We start from the raw sequence: 22004 nt of genomic DNA on the forward strand, positions 1-22004 counted from the left end.
AGGGGCGGCAATGCGCCGTGAAAAGGGGATACCGATGATACGCCGCTTCGGCGAACCAGCCCGACCCGACAGGACCTACCGGCTGCGGCCCGGTGTCTATGTCGTTCTGCTGCGGGGCGACACGGTTCTTGCGACGCGGAAAATGACACCCGTGCCCGAGCTTCAGCTTCCCGGCGGCGGCATCGATCCGGGCGAACAGCCGATCGCCGCCCTGCACCGCGAGGTGCTGGAGGAAACCGGCTGGACGATTCGCATTGCGCGCCGGCTCGGCGCCTTCCGGCGTTTCACCCACATGCCGGAATACGATCTCTGGGCCGAAAAGCTGTGCACAATCTATCTCGGGCAGCCGGCGCGGCGCCTCGGCCCACCGGGCGAACCCGGGCACAGCGCGATCTGGCTGCCACTCGATACCGCCGCGCGAAACCTCGGAAACGCCGGCGACCGGCATTTCGCGGCGCACGCCCTCCGGACAGTCGTGGCCGGCCGGACCGGATCGGGCGGCTGACGGTACCGGGCGTATCGGGAATCAGCCATCCGGTCCGCAATATTCCAGAAAGACGGCCGAGATATCATCGGGAAAATCCGCCCCGCCGGCATGGCGGATCAGATCGCGCAGGGCCGCGTCGAGAAATGCCTGCCCGCCCAGCCGCCTGTTGCGGTACATCAGATCGCTCAGCCCGGCTTCGTCGAGCAGGCGCCCGTCGGGCGCCGCGCATTCCGTGACGCCGTCCGAAACGACAAACAGCCGGTCGCCGGGAAACAGGCGCGTAACGATCCGTTCGAAGCGCGCATCCGCCAGCAACCCGACGGGCAGCCCGCCCCGGCCCAGAAATTCGATCCGCCCGTCGGCGCGCTGCAGCGCCGGATGGGGATGGCCCGCCTGCACCAGCCGCAGATCTCCGGTGGCCAGGTCGAGATCGGCATAGAGCAGCGTGAAATAGGTTTCGGTTTCAAGCGCCGCCAGCATCGTATGGTTGAGCAGGCGCGCCACTTTCTCTGGTGGATGGGCATCCATCGTGCCGTCCGCCCGCGTTCGCAGCGCGACGTTCTGGTCGGGTGCCGCACGCGACAGGTAGCCGGCCAGCCGCGCCGTCATCAGCGCCGACGCGACACCGTGGCCCGACACATCGATGGCGAAAAACGCGATGCGCCGGTCGCCGACCGGAAAGAACCCCACCAGATCGCCGCCGACATGGCCGCTGGGCCTTAGCAGCAGCGATACCCGGGCAGCCCCGAAATCGCGGAACCGGTCCTTGACCAGCGATTGCTGCAACTTGCGCGCCTCGGCCAGATCGCTGTCGAGCGAATCGTAGAGGGTTCGAAGCTCGGCCAGCGTGCTGGAAAGAAGGTGGTTCTTCTCGACCAGCTGCGCCTCCATCCGCAGGATCCGCTCACCGGCATTGAGCCTTGCGCGCAATTCGTCGCTGCTGACCGGCTTGGTCAGGAAATCGTCCGCCCCCGCGTCGAGCCCCTGCGCGACATCGCAGGACTCCGACCTGGAGGTGAGCAGGATGAAATACCCGTACCGCTCGCGGCCGATGGCACGGAACGCCTGGCAGAATTCGGGCCCGTTCATCCCGGGCATCATCCAGTCGCTGATGACGATATCGGGTGGCGAGGCACGGCATATTGCCAGCGCCTCAGGTCCGCACTCCGCCTCGGTCACCCGGTATCCCCAGCGCTTCAGCGATGCCGACAGGATACGGCGCTGAAGCCGGCTGTCGTCGACAACCAGAATATTGCGCGCAGTCTGGCCGAAACCGGGCTTCATCTGCGGCATGTCGTTGCTGTACCCAGGTTCCAAAAGCGATTTTTCCGCAATTCAGGAGTCCGCTTTCCTTTCCCTGCCACAGCCGGATTAATTCGGCGTGAACCCGGGCATGGCAGGCATCCCCGGAGCGGATAAGCGGTTTCTTAACGGCGCGGCCCTAATGATCGCCGGTACATCAGCGCAGCATCGCAGGCAGGGCCACATGATCGACTGGAAACGCGTCGCCGAGCTTCGCGCCGAAATTGGCGCCCCGGAATTCGAGGAGGTGGTTGACCTTTTCCTCGAAGAAGTCGACGGGGCCACGGCGCGCCTGCGCACCGCGCCCATACCCGAATCCTACGAGACGGATCTGCATTTCATCAAGGGATGCGCGGTGAACCTCGGATTCGAGGCGCTTGCCGGGCTTTGCCTGACCGGAGAGACCGTCGCCGCGCGCGGGCAGGCGGAACTGGTGGACATCGCCGCGATCCTCGATACCTATGATACCTCGCGCGCGATGTTTCTGGACGGTATCGCCGCCGGTCTGGCGGCCTGACCAGAATCACATCGTCAGGCTATATCACGAACTCGGCCAGCATCTCGTCGGAGGTGATGTCGGTATAGGCAAAGCCCTGCGCCTCGAGCCGGGCGAAAAGGATGGTGAAATTCGCCGGGGCGCTGGTCTCGATCCCCAGCAGGACCGAACCGAAATTGCGCGCCGATTTCTTCATGTATTCGAACCGCGCGATATCGTCATCCGGCCCCAGCAGATCGAGAAAATCACGCAGCGCGCCGGGCCGCTGCGGCAGGCGCAGCAGGATGTATTTCTTGACGCCGGAATAGCGCTGCGCCCGTTCCTTGACTTCGGGCAGGCGTTCGAAATCGAAATTCCCGCCCGATGTCACGCAGACAACCCGTCGCCCGCGAATCTGGTTGGCAAGATCCGACAGCACGTCGACCGACAGCGCGCCGGCCGGCTCCAGCACGATCCCCTCGACGTTCAGCATTTCGATGATCGTGGTGCAGATCCGGTCCTCGGGCGCGCGCAGCACATCGGCGGGTGCAACGCGCGACAACGCCTCGAAGGGCCTGTCGCCGATCCGTGCAACCGCGGCACCATCGACGAAGCTGTTGACCTTCGGCAGCGTCTCCGGCCGGCCGGCGGCCACCGCGGCGGTCAGGCTGGCGCCACCGGCCGGTTCGACATAGCGCAGCCCGACAAGCGGCGCTGTCTCGTCCAGATAACGCGTCGCCCCCGCCGAAAGCCCGCCGCCGCCCACCGGCAGGATCACCATGTCGGGCGCCCCGATCTCGTCCAGTACCTCGACCATGACCGAAGCCTGCCCCTCGATCACGTCGGCATCGTCGAAAGGGGCAAGGAAATGGCCGCCCTGCGCGGCGCACCATTGCTGTGCCTCGGCCAGCGTATCGTCGAAATAATCGCCGGTCAGGCGTATTTCGATATTGTCGCCACCGAAGGTGCGGGTCTTCTGTATCTTCTGCTGCGGTGTGGTGACGGGCATGAAGACGACGCCCCGCACCCCGAAATGCCGGCAGACAAAGGCCACCCCCTGCGCATGGTTTCCCGCGCTGGCGCAGACGAACAGCCCCTGCGCGGGATCACGGGCGATCACCTTGCGCATGGCGTTGAAGGCGCCACGCAGCTTGTAGGAGCGCACGGGCGACAGGTCCTCGCGCTTGAGGAATATCCCGGCGCCGAAACGCTCGGACAGATGGTCGTTGCGCTGAAGCGGCGTTGGCGGGAACAGCGCCCGCATTTCCGCCGTCGCGGCGCGCACTTTTTCTGCGAATGTGCTCATGAGACGGGCGTTAGCAAAGTTGCCGCTGCCGCACCACGGGAATCCGCCTTGTCCACAGGGCGCTTCCCGTCTAAACGGCACCGTCGAACGACATGCGACGGAGGTTCCGATGGCCCAGCCGAAGAAAGTGGTGCTTGCCTATTCCGGGGGGCTCGATACCTCGATCATCCTCAGGTGGCTGCAAACCGAATACGGCTGCGAGGTTGTCACCTTCACCGCCGATCTGGGCCAGGGCGAAGAGCTGGAGCCGGCGCGCAAGAAGGCCGAGCTTCTGGGGATCCGGCCGGATAATATCTTTATCGAGGATCTGCGCGAGGAATTCGTCCGCGATTTCGTCTTTCCGATGTTCCGCGCCAACACCCAGTACGAGGGGCTCTATCTGCTCGGCACCTCGATCGCGCGGCCGCTGATTTCCAAGCGGCTGGTCGAGATCGCCGCCGAAACCGGCGCCGACGCCATCGCCCACGGCGCCACCGGCAAGGGCAACGATCAGGTCCGGTTCGAGCTTTCGGCCTATGCGCTCAACCCCGAAATCCGGGTCATCGCCCCCTGGCGCGAATGGGATCTGTCGAGCCGCACCCGGCTGCTGGAGTTTGCCGAGGCGCACCAGATCCCGATCGCCCGCGACAAGCGCGGCGAGGCGCCGTTCTCGGTCGATGCCAACCTTCTGCACACCTCGTCCGAGGGCAAGGTGCTGGAAAACCCGGCCGAGGAAGCGCCGGATTACGTCTACCAGCGCACGGTCGATCCCGAAAACGCCCCCGATACGCCCGAATTCATCGAAATCGCCTTCGAAAGGGGCGATCCGGTCGCCATCGACGGCACTGCCATGAGCCCGGCCACCCTGCTGACCCGGCTCAACGAACTGGGCGGCAGACACGGTATCGGCCGGCTCGATCTGGTCGAGAACCGCTTTGTCGGCATGAAATCGCGCGGCGTCTACGAAACCCCCGGCGGCACGATCCTGCTCGAGGCGCATCGCGGCATCGAATCGATCACGCTCGACCGGGGGGCGATGCACCTCAAGGACGAGCTGATGCCGCGCTATGCCGAGATGATCTACAACGGCTTCTGGTTCAGCCCCGAGCGCGAGATGCTTCAGGCCGCCATCGACCTGAGCCAGCAGCACGTCACCGGCACGGTCCGGGTAAAGCTCTACAAGGGGCTGGCCCGTACCGTCGCCCGCTGGTCGGATCATTCGCTCTATTCCGAGGCGCAGGTGACCTTCGAGGAAGACATGGGCGCCTACGACCAGACCGACGCCCAGGGATTCATCCAGCTCAACGGCCTGCGGCTGAAACTGCTGGCAGACCGGAACCGGAAGTTCCGCTAGGGTTTCGGTCGTCGGAACGGGCGAATTTCACGCAAGCGCGTGAAGAGCCCGTTTCCGGTGTCAGATTTTTCGCGCCGCAAGTGTTGCGTGGTAAGGAAGCGCCGCCTCCAGCAGCGGTTGCAGTTCCTCCGCCACCTCGGGCAGATCGCCCTCCGGTCCGGCGAAGCCGGTCGAGTCGTGTACCGCACCGTACCAGTGTCTTGCCCAGACCCCATCTTCGGCACGGCCACCCGGGGGCCAGGCCAGCATCGCCGGCGTGAAGGGCAGGCCGATGGCCTCGCACAGACGGCGCAGCGTGGTTTCGGGGTCGCGGCGGATATCGGCACTGTCGACCACCACACCGCCCAACCGGTCGAAAAGCGCGGCCTGCTGGCGGAAACCGATATCGTCGAGCGTGGGGCGTTCGCGCCTGGCGGCGTAGCTGGCGATCACCCGGGCCGGATGGCGGATCAGATGGACGTTGACGCACGCCTCTGCCCAGCCGAGCGGGAAGCCGGGCAGCATGTGGTGGGCCATGTGTTTCTGGTACCAGTGCGGCCTGCCGTCCGGAACCGGGCCGGCACAGCGGGCGGCAACCCGTGCCGGATCGGTCTTCATCGCCGCGACGATCTCGTCACCGAGCGGATGGTCGATACCGGTTGCCGCAAGATAGGCGCCATAGAAGGGTTCGTCGGAAACCGCGCAGTCGCCACGCGCGCCAAAGGCATACATCATCGCGGTCGACAGGTTCCGCGGCCCCGACCACATGACTATGCGCATGGGGTCGCCGCGCGCAGGGCAAGTTCCCTGTAGAGCACACGCAGCCGTGCGGTCACCGGGCCCGGCGCGCCGGAGCCGATTTTCCGCCCGTCGATCTCGCCCACCGGGGTCTGGGCGCCGAAGGTGCCGGTCAGGAACGCCTCGTCCGCACCGTAGGTATCGACGAGGCTGAAGTTGCGCGCGAATACCGGAATGCCGTTTTCGCGGCAAAGCGCGATAACCTTGGCGCGGGTGATGCCGTTCATGCAGTAGTCGCCGGTGCTGGTCCACACCTCGCCCTTGCGGACGATGAAAAAGTTGCAGGCGTTGGTCGTGTTCACGAACCCGTGCACGTCGAGCATCAGCGCCTCGTCGGCGCCTGCCTTTTCGGCGGCGATGCAGGCGAGGACGCAGTTGAGCTTGGAATGCGAGTTGAGCTTGGGATCCTGGCTCATCGGCAGGCCGCGGATATGCGGCACGGTGGCCAGCCGGACGGGTCGCGGCAGCGACGGTGTGGAATGTTCCATGATGATCGCCACTGTCGGGCCGTGTCGCGACAGCGACGGGTGCTGGAACGGGCGCGATTTGATCCCGCGCGTCACCATCAGCCGGGCATGGGCATCTGCCGTCATTGCGTTTGCCCTGCGTGTCGCCTCAAGCGCCGCGATCACGCCCGCACGGTCGAGCCCGATGTCGAGGTCGATGACCCGGGCCGCCTCGAACAGCCGGTCGAGGTGTTCGTCGAGGAAGGCCCAGCCGGTCTCGTAGAGACGCAACCCTTCCCATACGCCATCGCCCAGCATGAAACCCGAATCATAGACCGAAACCAGCGCCTCGGCCCGGGGCACGACCCGCCCGTCGAGATAGATCATCAGGCTTTCGTTGCGGGCGCCCTCGGCCACCTGATGGGTGGTGATCCTGTCGTCGCCCCGGCTCATGAGTACACCGGCGGAAACATGTGCGGCCGGAGGAAAGATGGCGCGCGCATGCTCTCAGCCGCCGATCTCTTCCAGAAAGGCACGGGTTTCGGCCAGCGTGGGGATCGCCTCGGAGGTGCCCGCGCGCGTGACCTTCAGCGCCGATGCGCCCACCGCCAGTTCCAGGCATTCGGCAACGGGCAGGCCGCGGTCGCGCGCTGCGCAGAAATAGCCGGCGAAGGTATCGCCCGCCCCGGTGGTATCGACCGATGCCACCTTCGGCGCCGGCACTGCCAGCGTCTCGCCGGTTTTCAGGTCGAACCAGGTTGCGCCCCGCGCGCCCTGCGTGACCAGCAGTTCGCGTACCGGCAGAGCAGTAAGCGCAACGCCTAGGGCCTCGGCGACCTGTGCGGCCTCGATTTCGTTCACCGCCAGAAGATCGACATGGGGCAGCATCTCGCGCACCGCACCGACATCGAACGGCGCGGCGGAATAAACCACCCGCATCCCCCGGGCGCGCGCCGACTTTGCGGCAAAGACGGTGCAGTTGGTTTCGTTCTGCAGGATCAGCATATCGCCCGGACCGGCGCGCTCCAGCGCCGCGCTCACATCCGCCTCGGCGATCATGCGGTTGGTGCCGGCATGGATCACGATGCGGTTTTCGCCGTCCGGCGTCAGGAAGATCAGCGCGTGGCCGGTCGATCCCGCCCCTTCGATCGCCACACGGCTCACATCGACACCCATGGATTTCAGACGTTCGAGCGTCCAGCCGCCTTCGCCGCCAACGGCGCCGATGTGATGAACGTTGCCGCCCGCCCGGGCGACGGCGACCGACTGGTTCGCACCCTTGCCGCCAAGTCCGCCAGTGCAGCTTTCCGCCGCCAGCGTTTCGCCATCGGCGGGAAAATGCGGCACCTTGTAGAACCAGTCGGCGTTGATCGACCCGAGGTTGTAGATCGCCATGGCGTCACCCGATCTTGCAGGCCGCGATGGTGGCCATATGGAGGATCTCGTTCACCGTCGCGCCGGTATGACAGATCTGGATCTGCGCACCGACCCCGGCAAGGATGGGGCCGATCACCGTCGCGCCGGCCATTTCCTGCAACAGCTTGGTCGAGATCGAGGCCGAATGACGCGCCGGCATGACCAGAACGTTTGCCGGCTTGGTCAGGCGGCAGAACGGATATTCGGCCATCTGGCTCATGTTGAGCGCCACATCCACCGTCATCTCGCCGTCGTATTCGAAATCGACGCCGCGCTTGTCCAGCACGCCGGGGGCCTTGTGCATCTTCATCGCCCGCTCGGATCGCGGATAGCCGAAGGTCGAGAAGCTGCAGAAGGCGACACGCGGTTCCATCCCGAGACCGCGCGCCACCCGCGCGGCGACGATGGCGATATCGGCCAGGTCCTCGGGTTCGGGCCACTCGTGGACCAGCGTGTCGGCGATCAGCACCACGCGGCCCTTGTTCAGGATCGCGGTGACACCCACCGCCCCGTCCTCCGCCGAGGCGGGGAAGACGCGGTCGATCTGGTGCAGCACATGCGAGGATTTGCGCGTGACGCCGGTGATCAGCGCATCGCCGTGGCCGTGCGCCAGCATCAGCGCCGCAAAGACGTGCCGGTCGCCCGCCGCCATCCGGTAGATATCGGACCGGTCGAATCCCTTTCGCTGCAACCGCTTGTAGAGATAGGCGGTATAGGCTTCGAGGTGCCGGGTATTACGCGAGTTCACGACCGTCAGTTCGCGATAGGCATCGCCCATGCCGGTCTCTTCGAGCTTCCGGCGCACGTCGTCCTCGTTGCCGACCACCAGCGCCTTGCCGAATCCCTGCCGCTGATAGGAGACCGCCGCGCGCAGCACCCGCAGATCGTCGCCTTCGGCAAAGATCATCCGCGCCTGCGCCGCCTTGGCCCGCGCCGAGATCGACGACAGCATTGAGGCGGTCGGGTCGAGCCGCTCGCGCAGGCCCCGCTCGTAGGTGAGCATGTCGACAATCGGCCGCCGGGCGACGCCGGTATCCATTCCGGCCCGCGCCACCGCCGGCGGAATCGTGTGGATCAGCCGCGGATCGAAGGGGGTGGGAATGATATAGTCGCGCCCGAAGCTGAGCTTGCGCCCATAGGCCATCGCAACCTCGTCGGGCACGTCCTCGCGCGCCAGCTTCGCCAGCGCTTCGGCGCAGGCGATCTTCATCTCGTCGTTGATCGCCCGCGCCTGGATATCGAGCGCGCCGCGAAAGAGATAGGGAAACCCGAGCACGTTGTTGACCTGATTGGGATAATCCGACCGGCCAGTGGCGACGATGGCGTCGCCGCGCACCTGGTGCGCCTCTTCCGGCGTTATCTCGGGGTCCGGGTTGGCCATGGCGAAGATGACGGGATTGTCGGCCATCGAGGCGACCATCTCGGGCGTGACCGCACCCTTGGCCGACACGCCCAGAAACACGTCCGCACCGCGCATTGCGTCTTCCAGCGTCCGGTCTTCGGTTCTCGCCGCATGGGCCGATTTCCACTGGTTCATGCCCTCGGTCCGGCCCTGGTAGATCACGCCCTTGGTATCGCAGACGATACAATTGTCGTGCCGCGCGCCCATCGCCTCGATCAGTTCGATACAGGCGATGCCCGCGGCCCCCGCGCCGTTGAGAACGATCTTGCAATCTTCCAGCTTCTTGCCGGTCAGTTCCAGCGCGTTGATAAGACCCGCAGCACAGATCACCGCCGTTCCGTGCTGATCGTCGTGGAACACCGGAATGTCCATGACCTCTTTCAGGCGCTGTTCGATGATGAAACACTCGGGCGCCTTGATATCCTCGAGGTTGATGCCGCCAAACGCCGGGCCGAGCAGCCGCACCGCGTTGATGAATTCCTCCGGATCCTCGGTATCGACCTCGATGTCGATCGAATTCACGTCGGCAAAGCGCTTGAACAGAACCGCCTTGCCCTCCATTACCGGCTTGGCCGCCAGCGCCCCGAGGTTGCCGAGCCCCAGAATGGCCGTACCGTTCGAGATCACCGCCACGGTATTGCCCTTGGTCGTATAGTCATAGGCGGCCTCGGGATTTTCGGCGATCGCCTCGACCGGCACCGCCACACCCGGAGAATAGGCAAGGCTCAGGTCGCGCTGGGTGGTCATGGGCTTGGTCGCCACGACCTCAAATTTACCCGGCTGCGGGTCCTGATGATACGTTAGTGCCTCGTCGGATGTGATCTTGTTCCGGGCCATATGCGCCGCTCCCCCAGGTTGTTGTCGTGCCCGAATATCCTGCGTTTCGAGGAAAAGGGAAACCGCTGATTGACGCGGGTCGGCCGGCATGCGGTTAACGGCGAACACCATGCCGCATGGTTCGCGCATGGGTTGAGCACTAGAACTGCCGGAAATCCTGCATCGGAGATATGTATCATGCGGTCAACTCTGTCTCTGATCTCAGTGGCTCTGGCTGCTATCGTCTCGGTCACGCAACCAGCTTCTGCAGTCGACGGCCACGGCCATCCGTCGGCGGGCGCACGCAGTATGCACGGCGCGCTGGGAACCTTCGTCTTCAGGCCCGCCGATCACATGGATGGTACCCTGTCCTGGTGGGTCGACAGCGATGGGATCGCGCCTGGCATACCCGGATGCCATATCGGTACCGACGCGGCCGGAGCGCCCAACGGACGAATGTTCGGCGAAGCCTGCATCGACGACCATACGCTGGTCGAATCCAATCCCGGCCCCGACGAACTGCACAGCCACGCGGATGACACCGGCCACCCGGACCTGTTCGATTGCGGCGCCTGGTGTGTGAGCGAGGGTGCGCCGGGGGGCGTCTGCGTGGCAGCAGTAGCACCACCCTGCGAAACCTCGGCCATGTGCGCCTGCGACTGACCGGCAGGCGCCCGCCCGCGCGACCGCCGTGGGCCGGTTGCGCCAAGAACCCGCTTCAAAGCGCTGGCGCGGTCGCGTAGGAACGCCTGAACGGGTGGTTCGCAAGGGGGTTGGCCGTGACCGTCACGCCGATGATGGCGCAGTATCTGGAGATCAAGTCGGCGCATCCCGGTGCGCTTCTGTTCTACCGGATGGGCGACTTCTACGAGATGTTCTTCGACGACGCGATCGCCGCCGCCGAAGCGCTCGATATCGCGCTGACCAAACGCGGCAAGCACGAGGGTGCGGATATCCCGATGTGCGGCGTTCCCGTCCATGCCGCTGAGGGTTACCTTCTGACACTGATCCGCAAGGGGTTCCGCGTCGCCGTCTGCGAGCAGATGGAGGATCCGGCCGAGGCGCGGAAACGCGGCGCGAAATCCGTCGTCCGGCGCGATGTCGTCCGGCTGGTCACGCCCGGCACGCTGACCGAGGATTCGCTGCTCGAGGCGCGGCGGCACAATTTTCTCTGTGCCTTTGTCCGGGTGCGCGGCGACGGTGCGCTGGCGACGGTCGATATCTCGACCGGCGAGTTGCGCGCCGGCCCCTGCCCGGCGGTCCGGCTGGGGCCGGAACTGGCCCGGCTTTCGCCGGCCGAGGTGCTGCTGACCGAGGGCGAGGACCGCGAAATCGGGGAAATCGTGACCGGAACCGGGGCGGCCGCCACCACGGTCGCGCGGGCCAGCCTCGACAGCGCCGGGGCCGAGGCCCGGCTCTGCGCCCTGTTCGGCGTGCGCGAACTTTCGGGTTTCGGCGCCTTCGGCCGGGCGGAGCTTGGCGCGCTCGGCGCCATCGTCGCCTATCTGGAACTGACACAGAAGGGCAGGCTGCCGCTGCTGCGCCCGCCGGTGCGCGACAGCGCCGGGCACATGATGCAGATCGACGCGGCAACGCGGCGCAATCTGGAACTGACCGTCAGCCTTTCGGGCGGGCGCGAGGGCTCGCTGCTGGGCGCCATCGACCGGACAGTGACCGCCGCGGGCGGACGGTTGCTGGCGCGGCGGATTTCCAGCCCCTCCTGCAATCTGACCGCAATTCACCGGCGGCTCGATACGGTGGAGCTGTTTGTCGAGCGGACAGGGTTGTGCGAGACATTGCGCGGCCATCTGCGCAAGACCCCCGACATGGACCGCGCCCTGTCGCGCCTGTCGCTGGAGCGCGGCGGGCCGCGCGATCTGGCCGCGATCCGCACCGGGCTGACCCAGGCGGGCGAGATCGCATCGGTACTTGGCGACATCGAACCGCTGGCCCGTTTCATCGGCGCGCTCGCTGGCCACGACGCCCTGATCGACACGCTCGATGCGGCGCTTGTCGCCGAACCGCCGCTGCTGATCCGCGACGGCGGCTTCATCGCCGGCGGCTACGACGGCGAGCTGGACGAGGCGCGCACCCTGCGCGACGAAGGGCGCGGCGTGATCGCCTCGCTCCAGTCGCGTTATGTGGAGCTGACCGGAATCGCCTCGCTCAAGGTCAGGCACAACAACGTGCTGGGCTATTTCATCGAAACCACGGCGACACATGCGCAGCGGATGCAGTCGGCTCCGCTGAGCGAGACCTTCATCCATCGCCAGACCACCGCCAACGCGGTGCGTTTCACCACCGTCGACCTTTCCGAACTGGAAACCAGGATCCTCAACGCTGGCACCCGTGCCCAGGAGATCGAGAAGCGCCTGTTCGAAGCGCTGCGCGCCGGGGTGCTGGAGCAAGCCGTGCGTATCGGCGATGCCGCCCGGGCGCTGGCCGCGCTCGATGTTGCCTGCGCGCTGGCCGATCTGGCCCGCGCGCAGGGCTGGTGCCGCCCGCTGGTGAACGACAGCCGCGACTTCGCCATCTCGGGCGGCCGCCATCCGGTTGTCGAACGGGCCCTGCTGCGCGACGGGCAGTCCTTTGTCGCCAACGATTGCACGCTTTCCGCCGACGACGATACCGCCCGGATCACGCTGCTGACCGGCCCCAACATGGCCGGCAAATCGACCTATCTGCGGCAGAACGCGCTGATCGCCCTGCTGGCGCAATCGGGCAGCTTCGTGCCTGCGCGCCAGGCCGCCATCGGACTTGTCTCGTCGCTTTTTTCGCGTGTCGGGGCGTCGGACGATCTGGCGCGGGGGCGATCCACCTTCATGGTCGAGATGGTGGAGACGGCAACCATCCTCAATCAGGCGGACGCGCGGGCACTGGTGATCCTGGACGAGATCGGGCGCGGCACGGCCACCTATGACGGGCTGTCGATCGCCTGGGCGACACTGGAACATCTGCACGATGCAAATCGCTGCCGGGCGCTTTTCGCCACGCATTATCACGAGCTTACCGCGCTTGCGGCCAAGCTCGACGGGGTTGGGAACGCAACCGTCGCCGTCAAGGAATGGCAAGGCGAGGTCATTTTCCTGCACGAGGTGCGGCCGGGTGCGGCCGACCGTTCCTATGGCGTTCAGGTCGCCCGGCTTGCCGGACTTCCCGCGTCGGTGGTCGAACGGGCGCGTGTCGTTCTCGAAGCGCTTGAAAAGGGCGAACGCGAGGGCGGACAGCGGCAGATGGCACTGATCGACGATCTGCCGCTTTTTTCCGCCGTGCCCGTGTCGCCGCCCCGCGCAGCCGCCAGACCCTCGCCGTTGCAGGAAAGGATGGACGATGTGCTGCCCGACGAGCTTACCCCCCGTCAGGCGCTGGAACTGATCTATGAGTTGAAAACGCTGGCCGGAGGCGGGAACTGACGCTTCACGCCGCCGGAGTCGACGAAACGCCGACCTGCGCCGGGCGCAGCAGCCTGTCGTGCAGCAGGAAACCGTCGGTCATCACCTGAATGATATCGCCCGCCCTCGTGCCGGGCAGCGGCGCCTCGAACATCGCCTGATGATACTGGGGATCGAACCGGTCGCCGATCTCGGGCCGGATCAGGGTGATGCCGTGTCTGGTGAAGACGTTGAGCAATTCGCGAAGCGTCAGTTCGATCCCCTCGATCAGCGCCGGCGAGCGGGCGCGCTGTTCCTCGCTCGCCGCCTCCAGGGCGCGATTGAGGTTGTCGAACACCGGCAGCATGTCGCGCGCCAGTTTCGAGCCGCCGTATTGCTCGGCCTCGCGCCGGTCGCGTTCGCTGCGCTTGCGGGCGTTTTCGGCGTCGGCCAGCGCCCGCATGAAACGGTCGCGGTAATCGTCGCGCTCGGCCTTCAGCGCCTCGATCACCTCGTCGACGACAGGGTCGCCCTCGGCCAGCGCTTCGGCGAGCACGTCTTTCTGCTCTTCGCCCAGCAGGGTATCCAACTCCGCGTCCTCTCGCTGTCCGTCTTTCTTCGCGTCCATCATCACACCTTCAACTCCGGTCCGAGATCATCCTGCCCAGAAGTTGCGCGGTGTAATCCACGATGGGCACGATGCGTCCGTAATTCAGCCTCGTAGGCCCGATCACGCCGACCGCGCCCACGATCTTCCGATCAGCGTTCATATAGGGAGAAACCACCAGAGAGGAACCCGAAAGTGAGAAAAGCTTGTTCTCCGAGCCGATAAAAATCCGCACGCCTTCACCCTCGTCGGTCAGTTCCAGAAATTCGGCGATGTCGCGCTTGCGTTCGAGATCGTCGAAGAGTTCGCGGATCCGCTCCAGGTCCTCGCTACCCGCTCCCTGTTCCAGCAGATTCGACCGCCCGCGAACGATCAGCCGCTCGGTCGGTTCACCCGCATCGGCCCAGACGGCCATGCCGCTTTCGACAAGCTGGCGCGCCAGATCGTCGATCTCGCGCCGCCGTGTGGTGATCTCGCGCGCCATTGCCCGGCGCAATTCGCTCACCGTCCGGCCCTCGGCCAGTGCGGTGACGAAATTCGCCGCTTCGCGCATCGACGACGGCGTCTGCCCCGGCGGCGGATGGAAGATGCGGTTCTCGACATGGCCATCGGCAAAGACCAGCACCACCAGCGCCCTGTCGGGACCAAGCTGAACGAATTCCACGTGGCGCAGCGCCGCTTCGTGCTTGGGCGCCAGCACCAGGCTCGCCACCTGTGTCGCACCCGAAAGCGCCGCGCCGACACGGCCCATCAGATGCCCGATATCGCTTTCGTTGCTGCCAAAGGTCGCATCTATCTGCTGGCGGTCGGTATCGTTCAGATCGCGCACCTCGAGCAGCGCATCGACGAACATCCGCAGCCCCTGCTGCGTCGGTATCCGGCCGGCCGAGACATGCGGCGAATCGAGCAGACCGAGATATTCGAGGTCCTGCATCACGTTGCGGATCGTCGCCGCCGAGATCTTTTCCGACATCGCGCGGGTCAGGGTTCGCGAGCCCACCGGGTCGCCGGTGGCAAGGTAGGCCTCGACAACCCTGCGGAACACCTCGCGGCTGCGATCGTTCATTTCGTTCAGCAGTCTTGCGCCTTCTTTCACGGTCATCCTTGCCATCGCGGAAAGACACGGGTCACAGATGAATAAAGGGACGATCGGCGCCGGGGTCAATCGGGGTTGCATCCACGCACCCGCACGCCATAGACCGTGCCAACAGAAATGGAGACCCTACATGCGCCCCTCCGGCCGGAAAACCAGTGAAATGCGCCCCATCTCGATCGAAACCGGCGTCTCGCGCCATGCCGAGGGCTCCTGCCTGATCCGGTGCGGCAATACGCAGGTGCTGTGCACGGCAAGCCTCGAACCCCGGGTGCCGCCGTTTCTGAAGAATTCCGGCCTCGGATGGGTGACAGCCGAATACGGCATGCTGCCGCGCGCCACCCATACCCGCATGCAGCGCGAGGCCAAGAAGGGCCAGTCGGGCCGGACGCAGGAGATCCAGCGCCTGATCGGCCGCGCCCTGCGTGCGGGCGTTGATCGCGTCGCCCTGGGCGAGCGGCAGATCACCGTCGATTGCGATGTGATTCAGGCCGACGGCGGCACCCGCTGCGCCTCGATCACCGGCGGCTGGGTGGCATTGCGCATCGCGGTCAACAGGCTGATCAGGGCCGGCGACGTGATCGCCGATCCGATCACCGATCATGTGGCAGCCATAAGCTGCGGGATCTACGCCGGCCAGCCGGTTGTCGATCTCGATTACGCCGAGGACAGCGAGGCGGGCACCGACGCCAATTTCGTCATGACCGGCCGCGGCCGCCTGATCGAGGTTCAGGCATCGGCCGAGGGCGCGACCTTCGGGCGCGACGAACTGACAACGCTGATGAATCTGGCCGAAGCCGGCATCGGCGAGCTGGTTGCGGCGCAGAAGGCCGCGGTGGAGGACTGAGGATGCGCGGGTTCGACGGCGACGAACTGGTCATCGCCTCGCATAACAAGGGCAAGATCGCGGAGATCGGCGCCTTGCTCGCCCCCTTCGGGGTCAGGGTGGTGCCGGCCGGCGCGCTGGGGCTCGACGAACCGGCAGAGACGGAAAACACCTTCGCCGGCAATGCGCGCATCAAGGCCCACGCCGCCGCAACGGCAAGCGGCCTGCCCGCGCTGTCGGACGACAGCGGATTGAGCGTCGAAGCGCTGGATGGCGCGCCGGGCGTCTATACCGCCGACTGGGCCGAAACGCCCACGGGACGCGACTTTCGCATGGCGATGGGCAAGGTCTGGCAGCGCTGCGAGGAGATCAACGCGCCCGAGCCGCGCATGGCGCGCTTTCACTGCGTTCTGTGCCTGGCCTGGCCGGACGGCCATGACGAACTGTTCGAGGGTCGCGTCGAGGGCAGGCTGGTCTGGCCGATACGCGGCGAGCAGGGCTTCGGATTCGACCCGATGTTCCAGCCCGTCGGCGAAAGCGAAACCTTTGGCGAAATGGATCCGGCGCGAAAACACGCGATGAGCCACCGCGCCGATGCCTTCGCCAGGCTTGTCGCGGGCTGCTTTGAGCGCTGAATCCGAACGACCGGGCTTCGGGCTCTATCTCCACTGGCCGTTCTGCCAGTCGAAATGCCCCTATTGCGATTTCAATTCCCATGTCAGCGCCGCAATCGACCAGACGCGGTGGGCGGACGCCTATGCACGCGAAATCGCGCGCGCCGGGGTCGAAACCGCCGGGCGGCGGCTCGATACCGTGTTCTTCGGCGGCGGCACCCCGAGCCTCATGGCGCCCGAGACGGTGCAGAAAATACTCGATACCGTTCGCGCCACATGGAATGTCGCCAACGACTGGGAGGTGACGCTCGAAGCCAACCCCGGATCGGTCGATGTGGCAAGGTTCGCCGCCTACCGGCAGGCGGGCGTCAACCGCGTTTCGCTCGGCATCCAGTCACTGAACGACGGCGACCTGCGCCGGCTGGGGCGGCTTCACAGCGCAGAAGAGGCGCGGCGGGCATTCGAAATCGCCCGCACGACGTTCGATCGCGTCTCGTTCGATCTGATCTATGCCAGACAGGACCAGTCGCTCGCCGACTGGCGGGCGGAACTGGATGCAGCGCTGGAGCTGGCGGCGGATCATCTTTCGCTCTACCAGCTTACCATCGAACCGGGTACCGCCTTTGGAGCCCGGTTTGCGGCGGGCGGGTTACGCGGGCTGCCGGACGAGGACCTGTCGGCGGACCTGTACGAACTGACAGTAGACCGGGCTGCGGCACGGGGATTGCTGCAATACGAGATATCGAACTTCGCCAGGCCAGGATATGAGAGCCGCCACAATATGTTGTATTGGTCCGCAGGTGATTACATAGGTATCGGGCCCGGTGCACACGGGCGCCTGACCCTCTCAGGCCACAGATTCGCGACGGTTGCGCCCGCTTCACCCGCCGACTGGTTGTTGCGGGTCGAATCCGGTCAGGGTGAGGTTGAACACCGCGAAATACTTGATAGTTTCGATCAGGTAGGAGAATACCTGATGATGGGGCTGAGGGTGCGTGACGGAATTTCCCTGCTACGGCTGGAAAACATGGGCGCGGACAAGCGCCTCGCGGTACGGATTTCCGAACTCGAGAAGGGCGGCTTCTTGCACATTGCCGGGGGACGTGTGTTGACAACAGATCGCGGTCGTGCCTTGCTCAACGCCCTTCTGGTCGAACTTCTGCCGGGTTGATCCTTGTCTTTGCTCTGGATCTCGGCCGGAATGATCGCGCTTGGCCTTGGGGTTGTCGGCGTTTTTCTGCCGCTGGTGCCAACCGTTCCATTCCTGCTGCTTGCTGCCTGGTGTTTCTCGCGCTCGTCACCGCGATTGCACAACTGGCTGCTGAGACACCCGGTTTTCGGGCCATCGATTCGCGACTGGCGCGACAGCGGCGCGATATCCCGACGTGGCAAGCGGATGGCCAGCATCTCGATCGCGGCGGTTTTCGGCTTGTCAATCGTGCTGCAACTCCCGCCGCTGCTGCTTGCCGTTCAGGCGCTGGTTCTGGGGCTTGTGCTGATATTCATATGGACCCGTCCAGCGGCGTGACCGATAGGACCTGACACAGGGCATCGAGCTGATCGAGCGTACGGTAGGTAATAACCAGGCGCCCGGACCCGTCGGCATCGAGATGTTCTATGGAGACTTTCATCCTCAGGTTGGCGGAAAGATCCTGTTCGAGCGCGCGGGTATCGGCATCTTTCTCCGGCACCTTTCGCGACGGGCGGGTCGATGCCCCATCGGGGCGCAGGATCCGTTTCGCCAGTTTCTCTGTCTCGCGCACCGAAAGGCTGCCGGTGATCACCCGGCGCGCGAGATCCGATGGATTCTCTGCGGTGATCAGCGCCCGGGCGTGCCCGGCCGACAGCTTGCCCTCACGCAGGAACTGCTGGATATCGTCCGGAAGCTGCAGAAGACGCATCAGGTTGGCGATGTGACTGCGGCTTTTCCCCAGCGCCTGCGCAAGCTGTTCCTGCGTGTGGCCAAACCGGTCGATGAGTTGCCGGTAGCCAAGCGCCTCTTCAACTGCGTTCAGATCGGCCCGCTGAATATTCTCGATGATGGCGATTTCGAGCACTTCGGTATCGTTGAGTTGGCGCTCGATTACCGGAACTTCATGCAGCTGCGCAATCTGCGCCGCCCGCCAGCGCCGCTCACCGGCGACAATCTCGTAACGATCCGGCCGGCGCGGGCTGGGACGGACGATCAGCGGTTGAAGAATGCCCTTCGCCCGGATCGATTCCGAAAGCTCCTGCAACGCCTCGCGCGAGAAATCCTTGCGCGGCTGATCGGGGTTGGCTTCGAGCGATTCGATGGGAAGCTTGCGTTCGCCGGACTGCATGTTGTCGGGAATGCCAGGAATGGCCGTATCGAGCGATACATCCGCCATGAGGGCGGTCAGCCCCCGGCCCAATCCGCGGGCTTTCCTGTTTCTGCCGTCCATAATCGCCTCCCTATACCGTTTCTGCCACACCGCGATCGAGCATTTCCCTTGCAAGCGCGCGATAGGCCTCGCTGCCCTTTGAGGTCGTGTCGTAATCGAGTACCGATTGCGCGAAGCTCGGCGCCTCGCTGATGCGGACATTTCTCGGCACCCGGGTCTGGAACACCAGATCGCCAAGGGCGCCCCGCGCGTCGGCTTCGACCTGCTGGGCGAGATTTGTCCGGACATCGAACATCGTCAGCACCACGCCTTCGATGCGGAGGCCCGGATTCGCCGTCTGGCGAACCTCGCGAACCGTCAGCATGAGCTGCGAAAGCCCTTCGAGGGCAAAGAACTCGCTCTGAAGCGGGACAAGCACCGAATGGGCGGCAACCATCGCATTGACGGTGAGCAGGTTCAGCGACGGCGGACAATCGATGAGAATCTGATCGTAACCAAGCGCCGAAACATCGGCATGGCGAAGGGCATCCCGGAGCAGGAGACTGCGGCGGTCATTCGACGCCATGTCGATGTCGGCCGAGCTCAGATCGGTTGTTGCAGGGGCGATATCGAGGCGTTCAATCTGCGTCGAAACCACGACATCTTGTAGTGGTGTTTTCTCAAGCAGCAAGTCGTAGGTGGTTTTCTCCCGTTCGGACGGCTGAATGCCAAGACCGGTGGAGGCGTTCCCCTGGGGATCCAAATCCACCACAAGCACCTTTCGGCCACCTTCGACCAATGCCGCAGCAAGATTGATCGCCGTTGTCGTCTTGCCGACCCCACCCTTCTGATTGGCGACGGCAATGATCTTTGGCCCATGGGTCACGCGGGATTCATGCACGCTCGATATCTCCAAGCAAAAGTATGGCCGCCTTCGGGTCCGTTATACTCGGCTTTGTATCGAGCTTGAAGCGCCATCCCTGCCGCGCGCGGTCGACTTCTTCGGAATATCGGCTTCCCTTTGGAAAGATACAGATCCCATTCGAGACAAGATGCGGCTCTGCGTATTTCAGCAGCAGATCGAGCGGTGCAAGTGCCCTAGCCGAGATCACTTGCGCAGCCTGGGGCGGCAGGGTCTCGATTCGCTTTGATTCTATGTTGACCGGAATATCCGTGTTACGCACCACCGTGGCGAGAAAAGCCGCCTTGCGCTTGTCGCTCTCTACCAGGGTAAACCGTAGAGCGGGTTTGTAATCGAATGCAAGAATCGCGCATACTAGGCCCGGAAATCCTCCACCGGAGCCGATATCGAGCCAGCCCCCGTCATCGACATCGGTCATATCGATAATCTGTGCGGAATCAATGATATGCCGTGCCCATCCTTCGGCAATCGTCGACGGCGCAACGAGGTTGATCGTCGGATTCCACTGCTTGAGCAGCGCGAGGTGAATGTTCAGGCGTTCCATTGTTTCACGTGAAACATCGCGCCCGACAACGCGGGCAATCTCTATCGACGGGTCACGCACGCCGCAATTCCGCTTTGCGCAGCCGGACGAGAATCAACATCAGCGCCGCGGGGGTCATTCCGTCGATCCGCCCGGCCTGTGCCAGCGTGCGCGGGCGCACGCGATCCAGCTTCACTCGCAATTCGTTCGACAGGCCGTCCAGTACGGCGTAATCGAAATCCGGCGGGATTTCCCACGCCTCGTCTCTTGCAAGAGCCTCGATGTCCTTATCCTGCCGCAGAATGTAGTTTTGATAAAGGGCATCCCGCGCAATCTGTTCCAGAACCGACGAATCGACCGTTCCTAGCTCGGGAATAACTGCCACAAGACGCTCTTGTTCCGCTCCCGGAAGCGCAATCGCTTCGAGCACATTCCGCTTGGGTCCGTCGCTGTTCACGCGGACGCCCGCCGCCGCGAGTTGGCGAGAAGTCAGCACATGTGATCCAAGCAGCTCCTTTGCCTCCTCAATCATCGTCATACGATATTCAAAAGCACGTGTGCGGGTTTCGGAGGCAATTCCCAATTCAATCGCCAGCGGCGTAAGTCGCTGATCCGCGTTGTCCGCGCGCAAAGACAACCTGTATTCCGCGCGTGAGGTAAACATCCGATAGGGTTCGGCCACACCCTGCGTAATCAGATCGTCGATCATCACACCGATGTAGCTTCGCGACCGTGAAAACAGAACCGGCGGCTTTCCCCGCGCAAAACGCGCTGCATTCAGACCGGCAACAAGCCCCTGCGCAGCCGCTTCCTCATACCCCGTTGTCCCGTTGATCTGGCCGGCCAGATATAGCCCCGCAATTGCGCGGAGTGCCAGCGATCCGTCCAGGGCGCGCGGATCGACATAGTCGTACTCAATAGCATAGCCGGGTTGAAGAATCCGTGCATTCTTGAGCCCGCTGATCGAACGAACATACTCTTCCTGAACCTCCCAGGGCAGTGAGGTTGAAATACCATTGGGATAGACGGTGTGATCATCCAGCCCCTCCGGCTCAAGAAATATCTGATGCGAGGTTTTCCCTGAAAACCGCACAATCTTGTCCTCGATGGACGGACAGTATCGGGGCCCGACACCTTCGATATGCCCACCGTATATTGCCGAACGGTCGAGATTCTTGCGGATGATATCGTGTGTCTTCTGGTTGGTGTGGGTGATTCCACACGAAATCTGTCGAACCGCCGGTTCCCTGGACAAGAAGGAGAACATTTCCGGCACCTCGTCACCGGGCTGGCGTTCAAGCTTCGCCCAATCAATCGTTCTGCCATCCAGTCTCGGTGGGGTCCCGGTTTTCAGCCTGCCAAATGTATCACAAAGATTGCGGATCTGCTCGCCAAGCCGCCGGGAAGCACGATCATCCATGCGACCGCCGTCATAGTTGCTCTTGCCGATATGTATGCGTCCGTTGAGAAAGGTCCCGGTAGTCAAAACCACCGCCGTGGCCCTAAGCACTGTGGAATCCACCAGGATAACTCCCTGAAGGATGTCCTTTTCGAACATCAATTGTGCCACTTCACCGACGATCAGCGTAACGCCAGGTATCTCATCGATCTCCCGGGTCATGGCCGTTTTGTACAGTTTTCTGTCAGCCTGGGCGCGCGGCCCCTGCACGGCTGGTCCTTTCCTGCGATTCAGCAGACGAAACTGAATCCCCGCTCGATCCGCGACACGGCCCATCAACCCGTCCAGTGCATCAATCTCGCGAACGAGGTGGCCTTTTCCCAACCCGCCAATCGCCGGGTTGCACGACATCGTTCCAATATCCTGAGATTTCATCGTCACCAGCGCCACCCGCGCACCTGCCCGCGCCGCCGCTGACACCGCATCGCAACCCGCGTGTCCACCCCCAACTACAATTACATCAAAGTCGTGTTTCACGTGAAACAAT

The 22004-nt window shown here is 64.2% G+C and carries 21 protein-coding genes; 9 read left to right on the forward strand and 12 right to left on the reverse strand.

The features are described 5' to 3' along the window. The first annotated feature begins 34 nt into the window (after nucleotides 1-34). Complete coding sequence (locus ACK5IR_RS14370) at nucleotides 35-505, forward strand: NUDIX hydrolase (RefSeq protein WP_416929856.1); 471 nt, start codon at nucleotides 35-37, stop codon at nucleotides 503-505. Between the two features lie 21 nt (nucleotides 506-526). On the opposite strand, the gene ACK5IR_RS14375 is transcribed toward ACK5IR_RS14370, so the two are convergent. Next, the gene (locus ACK5IR_RS14375) at nucleotides 527-1780 is read right to left on the reverse strand and encodes a PP2C family protein-serine/threonine phosphatase (RefSeq protein WP_416929857.1); all 1254 of its coding nucleotides are present in this window, start codon (nucleotides 1778-1780) and stop codon (nucleotides 527-529) included. 193 nt (nucleotides 1781-1973) lie between these two features. On the opposite strand from ACK5IR_RS14375, the gene ACK5IR_RS14380 reads away from it, so the two are divergent. Beyond that, nucleotides 1974-2306: an Hpt domain-containing protein gene (locus ACK5IR_RS14380; protein WP_416929858.1), complete on the forward strand. Its 333-nt coding sequence runs from the start codon at nucleotides 1974-1976 to the stop codon at nucleotides 2304-2306. A gap of 19 nt (nucleotides 2307-2325) precedes the next feature. Here ACK5IR_RS14380 and ilvA read toward each other — a convergent pair whose 3' ends face one another. Continuing rightward, nucleotides 2326-3570: a threonine ammonia-lyase IlvA gene (ilvA, locus tag ACK5IR_RS14385; protein WP_416929859.1), complete on the reverse strand. Its 1245-nt coding sequence runs from the start codon at nucleotides 3568-3570 to the stop codon at nucleotides 2326-2328. A gap of 109 nt (nucleotides 3571-3679) precedes the next feature. Here ilvA and ACK5IR_RS14390 point away from each other — a divergent pair, with 109 nt between their 5' ends. Next, nucleotides 3680-4903 (forward strand): argininosuccinate synthase, encoded by a 1224-nt coding sequence (locus ACK5IR_RS14390; protein ID WP_416929860.1) that lies wholly within the window; start codon nucleotides 3680-3682, stop codon nucleotides 4901-4903. A gap of 60 nt (nucleotides 4904-4963) precedes the next feature. Here the strand turns inward: ACK5IR_RS14390 and ACK5IR_RS14395 are convergent, their stop codons facing one another. From ACK5IR_RS14395 to ACK5IR_RS14410, 4 genes are read right to left on the reverse strand one after another with little or no spacing between them, the layout of a single operon-like run. Beyond that, nucleotides 4964-5662, reverse strand: coding sequence for an HAD family hydrolase (locus ACK5IR_RS14395; RefSeq protein WP_416929861.1), 699 nt, complete (start codon nucleotides 5660-5662; stop codon nucleotides 4964-4966). Then, the gene (locus ACK5IR_RS14400) at nucleotides 5653-6579 is read right to left on the reverse strand and encodes a D-amino acid aminotransferase (RefSeq protein ID WP_416929862.1); all 927 of its coding nucleotides are present in this window, start codon (nucleotides 6577-6579) and stop codon (nucleotides 5653-5655) included. The genes ACK5IR_RS14395 and ACK5IR_RS14400 overlap by 10 nt, the downstream gene beginning before the upstream one ends. 54 nt (nucleotides 6580-6633) lie before the next feature. Then, nucleotides 6634-7521 carry a ribokinase gene (locus ACK5IR_RS14405; protein WP_416929863.1) on the reverse strand — a complete coding sequence of 296 codons (888 nt, stop codon included), beginning with the start codon at nucleotides 7519-7521 and terminating at the stop codon, nucleotides 6634-6636. 4 nt (nucleotides 7522-7525) lie between these two features. Further along, the gene (locus ACK5IR_RS14410) at nucleotides 7526-9781 is read right to left on the reverse strand and encodes an NADP-dependent malic enzyme (protein ID WP_416929864.1); all 2256 of its coding nucleotides are present in this window, start codon (nucleotides 9779-9781) and stop codon (nucleotides 7526-7528) included. A 288-nt stretch (nucleotides 9782-10069) separates the two neighbouring features. Here ACK5IR_RS14410 and ACK5IR_RS14415 point away from each other — a divergent pair, with 288 nt between their 5' ends. Both ACK5IR_RS14415 and mutS read left to right on the forward strand, forming a co-directional pair. Continuing rightward, complete coding sequence (locus ACK5IR_RS14415) at nucleotides 10070-10423, forward strand: hypothetical protein (RefSeq protein WP_416929865.1); 354 nt, start codon at nucleotides 10070-10072, stop codon at nucleotides 10421-10423. 131 nt (nucleotides 10424-10554) lie between these two features. Then, a complete protein-coding gene (gene mutS / locus ACK5IR_RS14420; protein WP_416929892.1) occupies nucleotides 10555-13173 on the forward strand; it encodes a DNA mismatch repair protein MutS in 2619 nt (872 codons plus the stop codon). 4 nt (nucleotides 13174-13177) lie between these two features. Here mutS and ACK5IR_RS14425 read toward each other — a convergent pair whose 3' ends face one another. Both ACK5IR_RS14425 and hrcA read right to left on the reverse strand, forming a co-directional pair. Further along, nucleotides 13178-13762, reverse strand: a complete 585-nt coding sequence (locus ACK5IR_RS14425) for a nucleotide exchange factor GrpE (protein ID WP_416929893.1) — start codon at nucleotides 13760-13762, stop codon at nucleotides 13178-13180. Between the two features lie 7 nt (nucleotides 13763-13769). Continuing rightward, nucleotides 13770-14849, reverse strand: coding sequence for a heat-inducible transcriptional repressor HrcA (gene hrcA / locus ACK5IR_RS14430; RefSeq protein ID WP_416929866.1), 1080 nt, complete (start codon nucleotides 14847-14849; stop codon nucleotides 13770-13772). 115 nt (nucleotides 14850-14964) lie between these two features. On the opposite strand from hrcA, the gene rph reads away from it, so the two are divergent. Genes rph through ACK5IR_RS14450 form a run of 4 tightly spaced genes read left to right on the forward strand, consistent with a single transcriptional unit; the run spans nucleotide 14965 to nucleotide 17799 of the window. Next, the gene (gene rph / locus ACK5IR_RS14435) at nucleotides 14965-15678 is read left to right on the forward strand and encodes a ribonuclease PH (RefSeq protein WP_416929867.1); all 714 of its coding nucleotides are present in this window, start codon (nucleotides 14965-14967) and stop codon (nucleotides 15676-15678) included. Between the two features lie 2 nt (nucleotides 15679-15680). Continuing rightward, nucleotides 15681-16292 carry an RdgB/HAM1 family non-canonical purine NTP pyrophosphatase gene (gene rdgB / locus ACK5IR_RS14440; RefSeq protein ID WP_416929868.1) on the forward strand — a complete coding sequence of 204 codons (612 nt, stop codon included), beginning with the start codon at nucleotides 15681-15683 and terminating at the stop codon, nucleotides 16290-16292. Beyond that, nucleotides 16252-17442: a radical SAM family heme chaperone HemW gene (hemW, locus tag ACK5IR_RS14445; protein WP_416929869.1), complete on the forward strand. Its 1191-nt coding sequence runs from the start codon at nucleotides 16252-16254 to the stop codon at nucleotides 17440-17442. Before rdgB ends, hemW begins: the two co-directional genes overlap by 41 nt. Nucleotides 17443-17445: 3 nt before the next feature. Then, nucleotides 17446-17799, forward strand: a complete 354-nt coding sequence (locus tag ACK5IR_RS14450; protein ID WP_416929870.1) for a YbaN family protein — start codon at nucleotides 17446-17448, stop codon at nucleotides 17797-17799. On the opposite strand, the gene ACK5IR_RS14455 is transcribed toward ACK5IR_RS14450, so the two are convergent. The 4 genes from ACK5IR_RS14455 to mnmG are packed head-to-tail and all read right to left on the reverse strand — an operon-like array spanning nucleotide 17774 to nucleotide 22003. After that, nucleotides 17774-18694: a ParB/RepB/Spo0J family partition protein gene (locus tag ACK5IR_RS14455; RefSeq protein WP_416929871.1), complete on the reverse strand. Its 921-nt coding sequence runs from the start codon at nucleotides 18692-18694 to the stop codon at nucleotides 17774-17776. The two genes, ACK5IR_RS14450 and ACK5IR_RS14455, sit on opposite strands and share 26 nt — an antisense overlap. A 10-nt stretch (nucleotides 18695-18704) precedes the next feature. After that, entirely contained in the window at nucleotides 18705-19514 is an 810-nt protein-coding gene (locus ACK5IR_RS14460) for a ParA family protein (protein ID WP_416929872.1), read from the reverse strand. Further along, on the reverse strand, nucleotides 19507-20139 hold the full coding sequence (gene rsmG / locus ACK5IR_RS14465) for a 16S rRNA (guanine(527)-N(7))-methyltransferase RsmG (RefSeq protein WP_416929873.1): 633 nt from the start codon (nucleotides 20137-20139) through the stop codon (nucleotides 19507-19509). The genes ACK5IR_RS14460 and rsmG overlap by 8 nt, the downstream gene beginning before the upstream one ends. Then, nucleotides 20132-22003, reverse strand: coding sequence for a tRNA uridine-5-carboxymethylaminomethyl(34) synthesis enzyme MnmG (gene mnmG, locus ACK5IR_RS14470; RefSeq protein WP_416929874.1), 1872 nt, complete (start codon nucleotides 22001-22003; stop codon nucleotides 20132-20134). The genes rsmG and mnmG overlap by 8 nt, the downstream gene beginning before the upstream one ends. Nucleotide 22004 lies beyond the last annotated feature (1 nt).

This window comes from Tropicimonas sp., from assembly GCF_047971885.1.
Taxonomy (GTDB): Bacteria; Pseudomonadota; Alphaproteobacteria; order Rhodobacterales; family Rhodobacteraceae; genus Tropicimonas.